Annotated in this window: 14 protein-coding genes; 11 read left to right on the top strand and 3 right to left on the bottom strand. The window is 61.0% G+C overall.

Annotation, left to right across the window (positions count from 1 at the left end; all coding sequences use genetic code 11):
- Nucleotides 1-5: 5 nt before the first annotated feature.
- Nucleotides 6-1,511 carry a 5-carboxymethyl-2-hydroxymuconate semialdehyde dehydrogenase gene (hpaE, locus tag OEG82_RS06790; protein ID WP_267611674.1) on the bottom strand — a complete coding sequence of 502 codons (1,506 nt, stop codon included), beginning with the start codon at nucleotides 1,509-1,511 and terminating at the stop codon, nucleotides 6-8.
- Nucleotides 1,508-1,900 carry a 5-carboxymethyl-2-hydroxymuconate isomerase gene (locus tag OEG82_RS06795; protein WP_267611675.1) on the bottom strand — a complete coding sequence of 131 codons (393 nt, stop codon included), beginning with the start codon at nucleotides 1,898-1,900 and terminating at the stop codon, nucleotides 1,508-1,510. The genes hpaE and OEG82_RS06795 overlap by 4 nt, the downstream gene beginning before the upstream one ends.
- Before the next feature lie 96 nt (nucleotides 1,901-1,996).
- On the opposite strand from OEG82_RS06795, the gene hpaR reads away from it, so the two are divergent.
- Nucleotides 1,997-2,458: a homoprotocatechuate degradation operon regulator HpaR gene (hpaR, locus tag OEG82_RS06800; RefSeq protein WP_267611676.1), complete on the top strand. Its 462-nt coding sequence runs from the start codon at nucleotides 1,997-1,999 to the stop codon at nucleotides 2,456-2,458.
- A 7-nt stretch (nucleotides 2,459-2,465) separates the two neighbouring features.
- On the opposite strand, the gene OEG82_RS06805 is transcribed toward hpaR, so the two are convergent.
- Nucleotides 2,466-3,158 (bottom strand): GntR family transcriptional regulator, encoded by a 693-nt coding sequence (locus tag OEG82_RS06805; protein ID WP_267611677.1) that lies wholly within the window; start codon nucleotides 3,156-3,158, stop codon nucleotides 2,466-2,468.
- A gap of 127 nt (nucleotides 3,159-3,285) precedes the next feature.
- On the opposite strand from OEG82_RS06805, the gene OEG82_RS06810 reads away from it, so the two are divergent.
- The 10 genes from OEG82_RS06810 (at nucleotide 3,286) to OEG82_RS06855 (ending at nucleotide 15,513) form a co-directional block, all read left to right on the top strand.
- Entirely contained in the window at nucleotides 3,286-4,752 is a 1,467-nt protein-coding gene (locus tag OEG82_RS06810; RefSeq protein ID WP_267611678.1) for an FAD-binding oxidoreductase, read from the top strand.
- A 44-nt stretch (nucleotides 4,753-4,796) separates the two neighbouring features.
- Nucleotides 4,797-5,804, top strand: coding sequence for an MBL fold metallo-hydrolase (locus OEG82_RS06815; RefSeq protein WP_267611679.1), 1,008 nt, complete (start codon nucleotides 4,797-4,799; stop codon nucleotides 5,802-5,804).
- A gap of 340 nt (nucleotides 5,805-6,144) precedes the next feature.
- A complete protein-coding gene (locus OEG82_RS06820) occupies nucleotides 6,145-7,188 on the top strand; it encodes a TRAP transporter substrate-binding protein (protein ID WP_267611680.1) in 1,044 nt (347 codons plus the stop codon).
- The gene (locus OEG82_RS06825) at nucleotides 7,127-7,729 is read left to right on the top strand and encodes a TRAP transporter small permease (protein ID WP_267611681.1); all 603 of its coding nucleotides are present in this window, start codon (nucleotides 7,127-7,129) and stop codon (nucleotides 7,727-7,729) included. Before OEG82_RS06820 ends, OEG82_RS06825 begins: the two co-directional genes overlap by 62 nt.
- A gap of 2 nt (nucleotides 7,730-7,731) precedes the next feature.
- Nucleotides 7,732-9,051: a TRAP transporter large permease gene (locus tag OEG82_RS06830; protein ID WP_267611682.1), complete on the top strand. Its 1,320-nt coding sequence runs from the start codon at nucleotides 7,732-7,734 to the stop codon at nucleotides 9,049-9,051.
- A 58-nt stretch (nucleotides 9,052-9,109) separates the two neighbouring features.
- The gene (locus tag OEG82_RS06835) at nucleotides 9,110-10,528 is read left to right on the top strand and encodes an aldehyde dehydrogenase family protein (RefSeq protein ID WP_267611683.1); all 1,419 of its coding nucleotides are present in this window, start codon (nucleotides 9,110-9,112) and stop codon (nucleotides 10,526-10,528) included.
- A 9-nt stretch (nucleotides 10,529-10,537) separates the two neighbouring features.
- Nucleotides 10,538-12,163: a thiamine pyrophosphate-dependent enzyme gene (locus tag OEG82_RS06840; RefSeq protein WP_267611684.1), complete on the top strand. Its 1,626-nt coding sequence runs from the start codon at nucleotides 10,538-10,540 to the stop codon at nucleotides 12,161-12,163.
- 224 nt (nucleotides 12,164-12,387) lie between these two features.
- Nucleotides 12,388-13,161 (top strand): crotonase/enoyl-CoA hydratase family protein, encoded by a 774-nt coding sequence (locus OEG82_RS06845; protein ID WP_267611685.1) that lies wholly within the window; start codon nucleotides 12,388-12,390, stop codon nucleotides 13,159-13,161.
- A gap of 38 nt (nucleotides 13,162-13,199) precedes the next feature.
- Nucleotides 13,200-13,676, top strand: coding sequence for a MarR family winged helix-turn-helix transcriptional regulator (locus tag OEG82_RS06850; RefSeq protein WP_267611686.1), 477 nt, complete (start codon nucleotides 13,200-13,202; stop codon nucleotides 13,674-13,676).
- 22 nt (nucleotides 13,677-13,698) lie between these two features.
- The gene (locus OEG82_RS06855) at nucleotides 13,699-15,513 is read left to right on the top strand and encodes a feruloyl-CoA synthase (protein WP_267611687.1); all 1,815 of its coding nucleotides are present in this window, start codon (nucleotides 13,699-13,701) and stop codon (nucleotides 15,511-15,513) included.
- Nucleotides 15,514-15,519: the final 6 nt, after the last annotated feature.

Below are 15,519 nucleotides of genomic sequence, written 5' to 3' on the forward strand. Positions count from 1 at the left end.
CCTCCTCAGGCGCCCAGACGGGCGATCTTGTGCTGGCCCAGGGCAAAGGCCACGTTTTTCTGTTCCATGTAGAATTCGAACGACCATTGACCACCGTCACGGCCGATGCCGCTGGACTTCACACCACCGAACGGTGTGGGCAGGTGGCGGACATTTTCCGAATTCACCCAGATCATGCCGGCCTCGAGCGCATCGGAGAAGCGCAGCGCGCGGGTGACATCATTGGTCCATATGTAGCCGGTCAGGCCATACTGAACGTCATTGGCAATCGCCAGCGCCTCGTCCTCGTCCTTGAACCGGATCGAAGTCAGGAACGGACCAAAGACTTCCTCCTGCGCGATGCGCATCGAGGTATCGGCATGGGTGAACAGCGTTGGCTGAATGAACCAGCCCGCGTCACCGATCCGTTCGCCGCCGGCGGCAAGTGTGGCGCCATCGGTTTTGCCGATGCCGACATATTCGGTGACCTTGTCAAAATGCACCTTGTGGATCAACGGGCCGATTTCGGTGGCAGGATCGAGCGGATGCCCGACCTTGATGTTGTTGACCCGCGCGGCGAGCTTGGCCTCGAATTCGTCGGCGATGGTGTCCTGTACCAGCAACCGGCTTGAGGATGTGCAGCGTTCGCCGTTGAGCGAGTAGATCATGAAGATCGCTGCATCGAGTGCGCGATCGAGATCGGCGTCATCGAAGACGATGACCGGGTTCTTGCCGCCCAGTTCGAAATGAACCCGCTTGAGCGTGTCGGCGCCCTGTTTCATGATCATCGAGCCGGTGCGGCTTTCGCCGACAAAGGCGATGGCCTTGATGTCGGGATGCTCGGTCAATGCCTTGCCGGCGTCTTCGCCAAAGCCGTTGACCAGGTTCCAGACACCGGCGGGCAGGCCTGCCTCATGGGCGATTTCGGCCAGGATGCGCGCGGTCAGCGGGCTGAATTCGGCCGGCTTGTGCACCACCGTGCAGCCTGCGGCGAGCGCCGGTGCGATCTTCCAGGTGGACAGCATGAAAGGCGTGTTCCACGGCGTAATGACACCCACCGGGCCAATGGCGCTGCGGCTGGAGACATTGAGATGGGTCTTGGTCGGCAGAGACTGTCCGTCCCGGGCGCTGGGTGCCAGATCGGCGTAATAGCGGAAATTTTCCGCCCCGCGCAGGGCTGCCTTGGACATGAAACGATAGGCCTGGCCGGTGTCCCAGCATTCGCACAGCGCAATTTCCTCGGCGCGCTCGACGATCAGGTCGGCGATCTTGTGCAGGATCTTTTTGTGGGCTTCACCGCTGAGCGCATTCCATGCCGGGAAGGCGGCTTTTGCGGCCTTTGCCGCGGCGTCGATATCGGTAGCAGAGCCGCGGGCGACGGTGCAGATCAGGCTTTCATCGACCGGAGAACGGGTCTCGAAGGTCTCGGAGACTGCGACGTCTTCACCATTGATCAGATTCAAAATACCCTTGTCGCGATAACGGGCCAGGTGGCTGTCGAGTTTGGCCAGATGCGTGGTTAGATCGCTCATGTGTTGTCTCCGGGAAGATATTTGCGGATCGAGCTGGCCTTGGGGCTCAGTTCGGGGTCGATGTCACGCATCTCGAGTGACAGCATGAAGGAAGATGTGGCCATGACGTCGGCGCAGAACGCTTCCGCCGCGGCGAAGATATGCTTCGTGGCCTGTTTCTTGACCTCGTCCGGCCGTCCGGCACGCAGCCGTACGGAGATGTCGAGGAATGCGTGATCCGGATTGCCGTCGGCGATGACCCAGTGGTCGCAGGCGGTCGCGCGGACCCGGATGCCTGCCTGGACAAAAACACCGGTTTCCATCGCAGCGTCACGAATGACCACCAGAAGATCGGCAATGTTCAGCCTGTCCTCGAGATTGGCGGAATAGTCGACGTGGAAATGCGGCATGCTTCACTCCTCCCAGAATAATTGCTTTGTTAAGTAATAATAGTTGCCTTGTCAACTATTATGTTGCAAGCTCTCCTGGGCCGTCGCGGAGGAAACATGGACAGACCAGATCAGAGGCCGGCAAACGGCTCAAATTTCGGACCGACTTCGCGCTCCCTGCCGATCGCGCTGTTGCGCACCCGCGAGCGGATCATGGTGCCGATCCGGGAAATGCTGCAACAGAGCGGGATCTCTGAACAGCAATGGCGGATTCTCCGCGTTGTCGACGAGGCCGGTGAAATGGAGCAGACCGCGATCGCGCAGGCAGCCTGCCTGCAGCTTCCGAGCCTGACCAGGATCTTGCGCACGATGGATGGCGACGGGCTTGTGGCCCGCAAGACCGATGCGGCCGACCGGCGCCGGACGCTGGTCAGCGTCACTGCGACGGGAAAGGTGCTGATCGCCAGGCATCGCGCACGCAATGCCCAAATCTTTTCGACCATAGAGGCCGAGTTTGGTCGCCAGAAACTCGACCTGCTTCTGGATCTGCTGGACGAGCTTCAGCGCATCGACGTGTGAACGTCGCTCACGCGGCCCCTTTGGTGATCTCGTCAAAAAGCGATGTTTCCTGCAGGGCGGTGCGATAGGCTTCGCCGAGATGGGCGGCGTGGACGTCGATCATCCGTTCCGCTTCCTCGACATTCTTCACACGGCATATCTCCAGCAGCGCAAGGTGCTCCTTCATCGAGCGTTCCAGGTTCTCGTTCATGATCGTGAAGAGATGGGTCCGCAATGCCATCAGCGGGCCGATGGTCCGCTTGTAGGACGAGGCGATGGAATGGTTGCCGCCGCTCATGATGATCGAATTGTGAAAGTCGATGTCACCCCTGGTGTAGCTCAGTGCATCGCCGCGATCGGCGGCTTCGGCCATTTTCTTGCAGGCTGCCGACATGCTCTTGAGCAGCGCCGCGTGGTTGCAGGCGATCGCCTTGCGGACCGAGGCTTTTTCCAGAATGCAGCGATGCTCGCAGATCTCGTCCACGGCCTTGAGATCAGGGGTGAAGACAAAGGAGCCGCGCTTGGGAGAAATCGTCACCAGGCCCTCCATCTGCAGGGCAGCCAGTGCATCGCGGACCGGGGAGCGGCTGATACCGAGCATGTCGGCCAGCCGTTGCTCGGACAGCTTGCAGCCCAGCGGTAACTCGCCGGCGATGATCGCGTCCCGGATCCGGTCCACGGTGACTTCCATCAGGGAGATCGGCTGCTCGATTCGCTTCAAGGGGCTGTTCATGCGGCGAAACTAACATGGTACATGGTGCTTGACAATCTCATCTACCATGTACCATGTTAGTTTGACACAGTGACAGCGCACCACCTGGGAGGGTGGCATTGGTGGGGAGAAAAATGTGAGCGAGGCCAGAAAGATCGCGGAGACAGCCATTGCTGATGTCGTGAATGATCTTCGCGGCATCGTTGGCGCCGCTCATGTTTTCACCGGTGCCAGCGACATGTCCGCCTATCTGACTGACTGGACGAAGCACTATTTCGGTATGGCAATCGCCGTTGTACGGCCTGCCGATGTGCAGCAGGTCTCGGCAATCGTGAAACTGTGCGGCGCGGCCGGCATCGCCATTGTTCCGCAAGGCGGCAACACCGGCCTGGCCGGAGGCGGGGTGCCGTCCGCGGCCCGTCCTTCCATCGTCCTGTCGCTTTCCCGCATGACAACCATCCGCGAACTCCATGAAGCAGGCCGTACTGTCGTGGCTGAGGCCGGTGTGGTGCTCGAAATTCTGAAGGACCATGCGTCCGCCCACGGGCTTCTGTTTCCCCTGAGCTTCGGCGCAAAGGGCAGTTGCACCATTGGCGGCAATCTTGCGACAAATGCCGGCGGATCCAACGTCGTGCGCTACGGCAATACCGGGGAACTCTGCCTCGGCATCGAGGCGGTGTTGCCGGACGGGTCGATCTTCAACGGGCTGACCGGCCTGCGCAAGGACAACACCGGCTATGATCTGAAGGATTTGCTGATAGGTGCAGAGGGTACCCTCGGCATCATCACCGCAGCCGTGTTCAAGCTCTCTCCCCAGCCGCTGACCCAAGTGACGGCCTTTCTCTCGATGGCCTCCGTCGATGCCGCCCTTCATGCCCTCAACCTGATCCAGGACCGGACCGGCCAGTCCGTCGAGGCCTTCGAATATCTGCCGCAACCGGTCTTGAGTGCGATCGGAAAGGCTTTTCCGGCCCTGAAATCGCCGCTGCAAGGCCCGGTGGAAACCGGGGTGCTCCTGGAGGTCGGATCAAGCCGTGTGTCGGACGCGCGAACTGACGAGGCCGGGGCCAACCATCTGACCTCGGAGCTTCTCATCCTGTTTGAAGAACTGATGGAGTCCGGCGACATGATCGATGCCGTGGTCGCCCAGTCGGAACAGCAGCGCGCCGATCTGTGGCACATGCGCGAATCGGTGCTGGAATCGATCATGGCCTATGGGCCGTCCTACCATTTCGACATCTCGCTGCCGCTGGCGCGGATTTCCGGCTTTCTCGAGGCGATGGACGCGTCCGCCGCAGCCCTGGGTTTCGAAACGCTCACCATCGGCCATCTCGGCGACGGCAATCTGCACTATGCGCTGGTGAGCCAGGACCAGGACACCTGGAACGCACTGCCGCTCGAAGAAGCCAAGGCGAGGGCGTTCGACCTGCTCAAGCAGCTCAACGGCTCCTTCAGCGCCGAACACGGAATCGGGCAGAGCAAGCTCGATGTCATGCGCGCGCTGAAAGAACCGGCGCAGCTAGATGCCATGCGCGCAATCAAGCGGGCGCTTGACCCGCAGGACATCATGAATCCGGGCAGGCTCATTCCGACAGCGGAATGACCGCCAGGGCCGCTTCGGCGGCGCAGCGAAACGGGAGGTTGATCATGCACAACTCATATGCCCAGTCCCCTGGGGCAGCGATGACCGGAGTGTTCAGGACAATGCCGGGCCTCGCCCTGGCCGCAGCCATGATGGTGACGGCGGCGCCGTTCCAGGCCTCGGCGCAACCGCTGTTCGATGGCTGTCCGTCAGGCCCGATCCTGGAGCGCTTCACCGATTTCGGACGCAGCGGCAAGATGCCGCCGGATCTGGGCAAATGGCTCAACGATGCTGATGCACAGAAGGTCGAGCCATGGAAACCTTTCGACAATGTCGATTACGTCGGTGTCTGCTGGGTCTCTGCCTGGCTGGTCCACACCGATGAGGGTAGCGTGCTGATCGATACGCTCTATGGCCCTTTCATCGGCCAGTTGATCGACAATCTCAAAGCCACCGGCACGGATTTCGCCGACATCAAATATGTGCTGATGACGCATGGACATTTCGACCATGTCGGGGGCGCGGCTGCGCTCAAGCCGCTGCTGCCCAATGCCAAATTCGTCATGACGCAGGGCGGTTGGGACGAGGCCATCGAATCGGCCAAGAAGTCGGAAGCCACGCCCCGCGCCTGGGAGATGATCGAGCAGGATGTGGTGGTCGAAGATGGCGACACCATCGAGCTTGGCGGCAACAGCTTCAAGGTGATCGAGACGCCGGGCCACACCTGGGGAACGGCATCCTATCTCTATGACGTCACGGATGGCGACCAGACCTATCGCGCCATCACCATCGGCGGCCTCGGCCTCAACGCAATCGACGGTCCGCCCCAGGTGGAAGCCTATATCGAAAGCGTCGACCGGGTGCGCAACATCGTCGAAAGTGGCGATGACCGCGTCGAAGTCCATCTCACCACCCACGGATTTTCCAACGATCTCGATGAAAACCGCCAGAAGCATCTGGCCCGGAAGGCCGGAGAGCCGAACATTTTCGTCGACCCGCAGGCGCTGCTCAATCAGGTCGCGACGCTGCGCGCGGGCGCGGTCGAGCGGCTGGAAATCGAGAAGGCAAAATAGCGCAGGGCCATGGGGGCATTGTGTATGGGCTCAACAATAATTGTTCATTGACATAACAATTATTGTTGGTCACAGTTTGGGATGAGGAGTGCCGCCCGGACGGCCGCCACTTGCGAAAGCGGGGAGGCCTGAATGAGGAATTCGCATCGCGGTTTGCAGCCTGCGGCACCAGCATCGGGGCCGGTTTTTTAGAGGAACAGGTGCTCCCGCCAAAGCTTTCGGCAGGTGCCAGGAAACCGCTTCGGATCGAAACGCCAGGCACTGCACGACAGATCGGGAACGGGGAATCGACCCCGTTCCTTTACGAAAGGGTCCGCGGACCCGAAGGAGGAGTAAGACAATGAGCATGTTGAAAATGTCACGTCGTCGGGTTCTGGGCGGGATGGCTGCGGTCCTTGCTGCCCCGGCTTTCGTCAGGAATGCCAAGGCCGCCGAAGTCACCCTGCGCCTGCACCATTTTCTGCCGCCGGTTGCACCGATGCATTCCAAGTTCTTCGTGCCATGGGCACAGGAAATCATGGATGCGTCCAACGGCGCCATCGAAGTGCAGATATTCCCGGCAATGCAGCTGGGTGGCAAGCCGCCGCAGCTGGCTGACCAGGTCAAGAACGGCATCGTCGATATCGCCTGGGCGCTGCCGACCTATACGCCCGGCCGCTACCCGGTTGCCGAAACCATGGGCTTGCCCTTCATGGTCACCAATGCCGAAAAGACTTCCGTTGCGCTGCACACGCTGATGGATGAGTTCGGCGGCGATGAATATGCCGGCATGAAGAACCTTGCCTATTGGAGCCATGACGGCGGTAAGCTGCACATGCGCGACAAGGCTATCCGCACCGCGGCCGACCTTGAAGGCATGAAGATCCGCAGCCCCAACTCGGCAATGGGCGAACTGCTCGAATCAATGGGCGCCGAGCCGGTGTTCTTCCCGGTCACCGAAATGGTTGTCGGTCTGAGCAACGGCGTCATCGACGGCTGCTGCCTGCCCTATGAAGTGGTGCCGCCGTTCAAGCTGCAGGAACTGACCAAGGTCTCCTGCGAAGCGGCTGCCGGCGCGCGCGGCCTGTATGCCAACACCAACACGTTGCTGATGAATCAGGCCTCATACGAAGGACTGTCAGACGATCTGCGTGGCGTCATCGATGCCAACAGCGGAATCGCCCTGTCCCAGCGCATCGGCAAGACCTTCGACGAGTTCGAAGCGGTCGGCCGCGGAATCGTCGAGAAGAACGGCAACGAGATTGTCGAAATTTCCACCGACGAGATCGCCAAGTGGCAGGAAGCCTCCAAGCCGGTCTATGCCAACTGGCAGAAGACGCTCGATGATGCCGGCCATGATGGTGCGGCGATCATTGCACGCGCCAACGAACTGCTGGACAGCTGAACATGTCCGGTTGGTCCAGTCTCTGGCCGGCGCAGCAGGGGGGATATTCCCCCTGCACACCTGGCTGCTGCGACTCGCGACGCTATCGGGCGCGCTGGGTGGCGCCGTCATCCTCACGGTTGCGCTGATTGTCACGGTGTCGGTTCTCATGCGCAATATCGGCCTGCGCGGTATTTCAGGCGATTTCGAGCTTGTGCAGATGTCTTGCGTCTATGCTGCCGGATTGTTCCTGCCGCTGTGTCAGCTCAACAAGGGCCACGTCATGGTCGACCTCTTCACCAACTGGTTGCCCGGACCGGTTGTCGCGCGGATCGACCAGTTCTGGACGTTTGTCTTCGCCATCGCCTGGGCCTTTCTGTTTGTCTACATGTTTCGCGGCATGGAAGAAATCCGGGCCTATGACGACCGGTCGATGCTTTTGAAAATTCCGATGTGGTGGGGATTCATCCCGTCCATCATCGGGGCAGGATTATCGAGCTTCATTGCTCTGGCTCAAACTTTTTTCTGGCGTGATGTGGTCGCCGGGCCGACTGGACACTGAGCATGGATCCCACACTTCTTTCCGTCATCATGGTCGTGGTTCTGCTCGGCGCCATCGTGCTTCGGGCGCCGATCGGCCTGGCCATGGGCCTCGTCGGCGCGGCCGGCTATGCGGCCCTTTCCAGCACGGCCGGTCTTCAGGCCTATATAGCCTCGGCCTGGCCGGACCGGTTCCTGTCCTATGAACTGGCCATTGTGCCGCTGTTCATTCTGATGGGCAATCTCGCCACCCGCACCGGCATTTCGGCAGCCCTGTTTTCTGCGTCCAATGCCTGGATCGGCCATTTCCGCGGCGGACTGGCCATGGCCTCCGTGGCCGGTTGCGCCATGTTCGGCGCGATTTCCGGATCTTCCATCGCCACCGCCTCGACCATGGCGCGCGTGGCGCTGCCGGAAATGCGCAAGCACAAATATTCGGATGCTTTGGCGTCCGGATGCCTGGCTGCCGGCGGCACGCTGGGGATTCTCATTCCTCCCTCGATCGTGCTGATCATCTATGCGCTGCTGACCGAGCAGAACATCGTGAAACTGTTTCTGGCCGCCACCTTGCCGGGCCTGCTGGCGATCGTCGGCTTCCTGATCACCATCGCCATCTATGTCCGGCTCTATCCCGAGGAAGGCCCGTCGCAAGAGCCGGCCAGCATGCGCACCCGGATCAGGAGTCTGGGCGATGTCTGGCACATTGTCGGCATTTTTGTCGTCGTGCTCGGCGGTATCTATGGCGGATTTTTCACGCCTGCGGAGGGCGCCTCCGTCGGCGTTGTGCTGACGGCACTTGCCGGCTTTGTCGCCCGGCAACTGACGCTCGAGGCGGTGATCACCAGCCTGATCGACACCGCGGCCGCAAGTGCGATGATCTTCGTCATCATCTTCGGCGCCGACCTGTTCAATGTCGCCATGGCGCTGTCGCGGATGCCGACGGCGCTGGCCGACTGGTTCATTGCCGCCGACATCGCACCGATGGTGGTGCTTTTGTGCATCGTTGTCTTCTATCTGGTGATGGGCTGCGTCATGGACAGCCTTTCGATGATTCTGCTGACGGTGCCGGTGTTCTTCCCGACTGTGATGAGCCTTGATTTCGGGTTGATGCCGGAACAGCAGGCAATCTGGTTCGGCATCCTGACGCTGGTGGTCGTCGAGGTCGGCATGATCACGCCGCCGGTCGGCATGAACCTGTTCATCATCTCGGCCATCGCCAAGGATATCCCCACACGCCAAATCTTCCGGGGCACCATTCCCTTTGTCATCGCGGAACTCGTCAGGATCGTGTTGCTGATCTCGTTCCCGTGGCTGAGCTACTGGCTGGTGTCGGTGTGGAATTGAGACTTCGGGCGAAAACGCTGTAAAACCGCGCATGTGTCTGGCGCAAGGAGGAGAAGTGTTGATGACCTATTCACTGACAATCGACGGCAAGGCGGTCGACACGCAAGAGACGTTCGACGTGATCAATCCGGCGACCGGCGACGTTGTCGCGGCCTGCCCGCAGGGCTCGGTCGCGGATATGGACAATGCGGTGGCTGCAGCCAGGCGATCCTTTCCGGCCTGGGCAGCGACGCCGGCTTCGGAGCGTCAGGAGGCGCTGGGCAAGATTGCCGACCTTATTGAAGCCAACCAGCAGGAACTGGCGGCACTGATCACCGCCGAACAGGGCAAGCCGCAGGCTGGCCCCGGCGCGCCTTTCGAGGTTGGCGGCTGCATCGCCTGGACCCGCGTGACGCAAGGGCTTTCGACCGGACCCGAGGTTCTGATCGACAGTGACGAGGAACGGGTGGAGCTGATCCGCGAGCCGGTCGGTGTTGTGGCCTCTATCACGCCCTGGAACTGGCCACTGATGATCGCGGTCTGGCACATCATGCCGGCGCTGAGAGCTGGCTGCACGGTGGTGATGAAACCATCGCCCTATACGCCATTGTCTACCTTGAAGTTGGTGCAATTGATCAACGAGGCGGGTATCCTGCCGGCCGGTGTCCTCAACGTGGTGACCGGTGATGCCGAGGTTGGTGACCGCATCTCCAGCCATCCCGATATCGACAAGATCGCCTTCACCGGCTCGATCGCCACCGGACGCCGGATCATGGAACGGGCAGGCTCGACGCTCAAGCGGCTGACGCTGGAGCTTGGCGGCAATGACGCCGGCATCGTGCTGCCCGGCACCGACATGAGCGGCCGCATGGAAGACCTGTTCTGGGGTTCGTTCATCAATGCCGGCCAGACCTGCTCCTGCCTGAAGCGACTTTATGTGCATGACGAAGACTATGACGCCGTCTGCGAGGGGCTTGCGGAATTCGTAGGCGGGATCAAGGTCGGCAATGGCGCCGAGCCCGATACGCTGATCGGGCCGCTGTCGAACAAGATGCAGTTCGACAAGATTGTCGAGCTGGTCGAAGATGCCCGCGCCAAGGGCGCGCGCATCCTGACCGGTGGCGAGACGCCGAACGGCAAGGGCTATATCTACCCGTTGACCATTATTGCGGACGCGACTGAAGACATGCGCGTCGTTGCCGAAGAGCAATTCGGTCCGATCCTGCCGGTGATCCGCTATACCAATCTCGGTGACGCAATCGCTCAGGCCAATGCGCTGGAAGTAGGCCTCGGAGCATCGGCTTGGGGCAATGACCCGGAAGAAGCAGCCAAGGTTGCGCGCAAGCTGGTTGCGGGCACACGCTGGGTCAACCGGCACGGGGTTCTCAACCCGACGGTTCCCATGGGCGGGGTGAAGCAATCGGGCATCGGCGTCGAATTCGGCGAAGAAGGCTTGCGCGAATACACCACCGTCCAGATTCTCAGCATGGCAAAGTAGGATGATCCAATGACCCGCATGACCACCGGCGAAGTAATGGCCAAGTCGCTCATTGCCAATGGCGTGGATACCGTCTTCGGCATTCCCGGCGCGCATATGTATGATTTCAACGATGCGATCGCGCGCGAAGCCGAAAGCATCCGCTTCATTCATACCCGCCATGAGCAGGGCGCGGGCTACATGGCCTATGGCTACGCGAAATCCACCGGACGGGTGGGCGCCTATACGGTGGTGCCGGGGCCGGGTCTTTTGAATTCCGGTGCAGCGCTCTGCACAGCCTATGGTGCGAACGCGCCGGTGATGTGCCTGACCGGCAACATCATGTCGCATCTGATCGGGCAGGGCCGGGGACAGTTGCACGAATTGCCGGATCACCTAGGAACGCTCAAAGGGCTGACCAAATGGGCCGAGCGGATCAATCATCCGACCGAGGCCGGGGCCGTGATGGGTGAGGGTTTCAAGCAGATGCTGTCGGGCCGTCAGCGGCCTGTCGGTATTGAAGCGCCGTGGGATGTGTTCGGCATGGCGGCGGACGTCGACATGCCCGAGGCCGCGCAGCCAATCGCCGCTCCGCGTCCGGATCCCGAGGCGGTGGAAAAAGCCGCAGCACTGATCCGCGAAGCCAGCAACCCGATGATCATGCTCGGCTCCGGCGCCATTGGTGCGGAAGCCGAAGTTGCTGAACTGGCGCGGCTGCTGCAGGCGCCGGTCACTGCGCATCGCTCGGGCAAGGGCGTGTTGACGGATGATGACCCGCTTGCGCTGCTGCCGCCGGCGGCCTGGCATTACTGGCAGACGTGCGATCTGCTGATCGGCATCGGATCGCGGCTGGAGCTGCAATATTTCCGCTGGCGCTGGATGCCCGAGGGGCTGAAGGTCGTGCGCGTCGATATTGATCCGACCGAGATGGTGCGATTGAAACCCGATGTCGGACTGGTCACGGATTCCGCTGCCGGCGTCCGGGCATTGATTGACGAACTCAAGCGGTTGCCGGAGCGGGCTTCGCGCGAAGCCGAGCTTGGAAAGCTGAAAGAGGATGCCGTAGAGGCGCTGAGCAGCGTTCAGCCGCAGGAAGGCTATCTGCGGGTGATCCGCGATGTGCTGCCGCGCGACGGGTTCTTTGTCGAGGAAGTCTCCCAGGTCGGCTTTACCGCAAGGATGTGCTTCCCGGTCTATGCGGCAAGGCAATATGTCACCTGCGGCTATCAGGACAATCTCGGCTTCGGCTTCAACACCGCGCTGGGCGTGAAAGTCGGCAATCCCGACAAGGCGGTCGTGTCGGTGTCCGGCGACGGCGGCTTCATGTTCGGTGTACAGGAACTTGCGACAGCCAAGCAATTCAACATTGCCGTCGTGGCCATCGTCTTCAACAATTCGGCCTATGGCAATGTCCGCCGCGATCAGCAGACGGTATACGGCAACCGGCTGCTCGGTGCGGATCTGGAAAACCCGGATTTTGTTGCCCTGGCCCAATCCTTTGGCGTCATGGCGATGAAAGCCGACAGCCCGGAAGATCTTCGCGGGAAACTGGCCGAAGCATTGCAGGCCAATGAGCCCGTGGTGATCGAAGTCAGCATTCCGCGCGGATCGGACACCTCGCCCTGGCCGTTCATTCATCCGGCGCCGTTGGCTTGATGGCCTGAGCCCGGATGCGGAAATTGATCTTCACCAGAAGTAGGTAGTTTCGTAATTGTTCATTGACAGAACAATTATAAGTGTTCACTATTTTGGCTGGAGAGAAACGCCATGTCCGTCATCTCGCCCGACGCACGAAGTGCCGCAGTCAGGATCGGTCTGGGTGACGCGGCGGCTCGCAGGGCCGCAGGACAGGCCGGCGACACGGCAATGCAAGGATCAACATGACAAAGTCCAGTGACATGCTGTTGGTGACGACCGATGGACCGGTTGCCACCCTGACCATGAACCGCCCGGCCAAGCGCAATGCCATGTGCGATGAGCTCCTTGCCGCACTCGAAGCCTTCTTCACTGCGCCGACCGAGGGTGTCCGGGCGGTTATTCTGACCGGCACCGCCGGGCATTACTGTTCCGGCCTCGATCTGTCCGAGCATGTCTCGCGCGATGCCGAAGGCACCATGCGCCATTCCCGCAATTGGCACCGGGTGATGGACATCATCCAGTTCTCAGGCCTTCCGGTGGTTTCTGCCATGTTCGGCGCCGTCATCGGCGGCGGGCTGGAACTTGCCACATCAACCCATGTGCGGATTGCCGAGCCTTCAACCATCTTCCAGCTGCCCGAAGGCATGCGCGGCATCTTCGTCGGCGGCGGCGCCACGGTTCGTGTTGGCCGCATCATTGGCTCTGACCGGATGTGCGAGATGATGCTGACCGGGCGCAAGTACAATGCCGAGGAAGGTCTGGCGCTGGGGCTGACGCATTATGCCGTCGGTGACGGCGAGGCGATGGCGCTGGCCCAGAAGCTGGCGACCCGGATTGCCAACAATGCCAGCCTGTCCAACTACATGATGATCCAGGCAATCAGCCGGATTTCCGACATGTCGAAATCGGACGGGCTGTTCGCCGAAAGCCTCTGCGCTGCAGTCTCACAGACCAGCGCGGATGCCGAGGAAGGCCTGAAATCCTTCCTCGAAAAGCGCCGGCCGGTGTTCAGGTAGGGATCAGCAGCAAGGACTTTTTGGGGGCAGGAGCACAGATGACAAAGCGCGCAACGGATCCAGCGGGAAAAGATGAACAACTGGCGCAAACCCGGCTCCGCCAGTTTGTCGGCTATGAGATGAAGATGGCCTATCTGCTGATCCAGCAGGACATGCTGCGGATTCTCAAGCCCACTGGCCTCAGAATCGTGACATTTTCCGCCCTCGGTATCGTTGTCGAGAACCCGGACATTTCACAGACCCAGCTGGCGCAGGCGCTGCAGATCGAGCGATCCGGCGTGGTCGTCATCGTTGACGAACTGGAAAATGCCGACCTGATCTCGCGCAACAAGGTTGAAGGCGACCGTCGCTCCTATGCGCTGCGGGCGACCCTGAAGGGCCGCAACCTGTGGAGCCGCACCGAAAAGCGCGTCCATGAACACGAAGACGGCATCCTGTCTGCCCTGTCCGGGGCGGAACGCGAGACGCTGAAATTGCTGCTCGGCCGCATCATTGAAGACAATCGCAATCGCTGATTGACCGCTTGGGAGGCACGTCATGAAAGACACCACTACGGGGCTGACACTGGTTCCTCATGCCGTCGCGATCGAACGGCGCACGGACGACATGGTGATGACGAGCAGGACCCCGTCTGATCCGGTGGTCTCCAACACCGGAGTCTGGCTCGACAAATGGGCCGACGAGGCTCCATCGCGAATCTATCTTGCCGAACGGTCGGGCGCGGGATGGCGCGAGATGGGCTATGCGGAGGTCCGCGACGCGGTGCGTGCCATTGCCTCGAGCCTGGCGGCGCGCGGCATGGGCGCCTCCACTCCGATTGTCATTATGTCCGGCAACAGCATTGACCACGCGCTGCTCTCGCTCGGCGCGCAATATGCCGGTGTGCCCACCGTGCCGCTGGCCGAGCAATATTCGCTGATAACCGAAGCCCATGAACGGCTTGTCTATGTGCTCGACAAGATCAAGCCGGCCATGGCCTTCGTTGATGATGCAGCGCGCTATGGTGCTGCGATATCGCGCCCCGAACTGCAGGGTGTCGAGATCGTCGCAAGCCGGACCGAGGGCGCGCCGGTCGCGGTCACATCCTTTGCCGAGCTGTTGCGCGGTGATGCCGGCATTGACCTTGCCAGTGTCCACGCGAAGGTCGGTCCCGACACGCTGGCCAAGGTGCTGTTCACCTCCGGCTCCTCGTCCGAGCCGAAGGGTGTTTTGACCACCCAGCACATGATGTGCGCCAACCAGGCGCAGATGAGCAGCGTGCTGCCCTTCCTCAAGGAACGGCCACCGCGGATCATGGACTGGCTGCCGTGGAACCATGTCTTTGGCGGCACCCACAACACGCTGATGATGCTGGCGCATGGCGGCAGCCTCTATATCGACAATGGCAAGCCGACGAATTCCGGTTTCCCGCTCACGGTTCAAAACATCATCGACAGGCCCGGCACACTGTCCTTCAACGTGCCCGTCGGCTTCGGCATGCTGGTCCACGAGATGGAAACCAACCTGGCGCTGCGCAAGGCCTATTTCGGCGAGCTGGATCTGCTGTTTTACGCCGGCGCCTCGCTGCCGCAGGATGTCTGGACCCGGCTTGAGGAAATGGCGATCGAGATCCGCGGCAAGCTTCCCTTGATGATCTCGAGCTGGGGCATGACCGAGACCGCCCCGGCAACGCTGATGGTGCATGAGCCGATCGGCCGCTCCGGCGTGATCGGCGTGCCGCTGCCGGGAACCGAAATCAAGTTGATCCCGGATGACGAGATGCGCTGCGAACTCCGCGTCAAGGGCCCCAATGTCATGACCGGCTATTGGGAAGATGCAGAAAAATCCGCAGCGGCCTTTGACGAGGAAGGTTTTCTGATCACCGGTGACGCCGTGCGTTTCGTCAATCCTGACGACCCTGAGCGCGGGCTGATCTTCGATGGCCGGGTGTCGGAGGATTTCAAGCTTCTGACCGGCACATGGGTGCAGGCCGGAAGGCTGCGGCTCGATGCGCTCGAGCATCTGCGCGGGCTGGTCCAGGACGTGGTCATCTGTGGTCATGACCGCGGCGAGATCGGCCTGTTCATCTTCCCCAAACCGGGCCAGGTGCATGGCGACAATAGGTCTGAAGGCGCGGTGATTGATCCCGAGCTTCAGGCGGCCGTCGAAACCCGGCTGCGGGCCATGTCCAAAACTTCTGCCGGATCGGCCAAACGCATCACCCGTGCCATCATTCTTGCCGATCCGCCAAGCCTGAAAGATTCGGAAATGACGGACAAGGGGTCACTCAACGTCCGCAAGATCATCACCCGCCGTGCCGACCTTCTCGAACGGCTCTACGACAATGAAGATCCGGCTCTGATCCGGGTGTGAGGTAAG

This window comes from Hoeflea ulvae (genome assembly GCF_026619435.1).
GTDB classification, from domain to species: domain Bacteria; phylum Pseudomonadota; class Alphaproteobacteria; order Rhizobiales; family Rhizobiaceae; genus Hoeflea; species Hoeflea ulvae.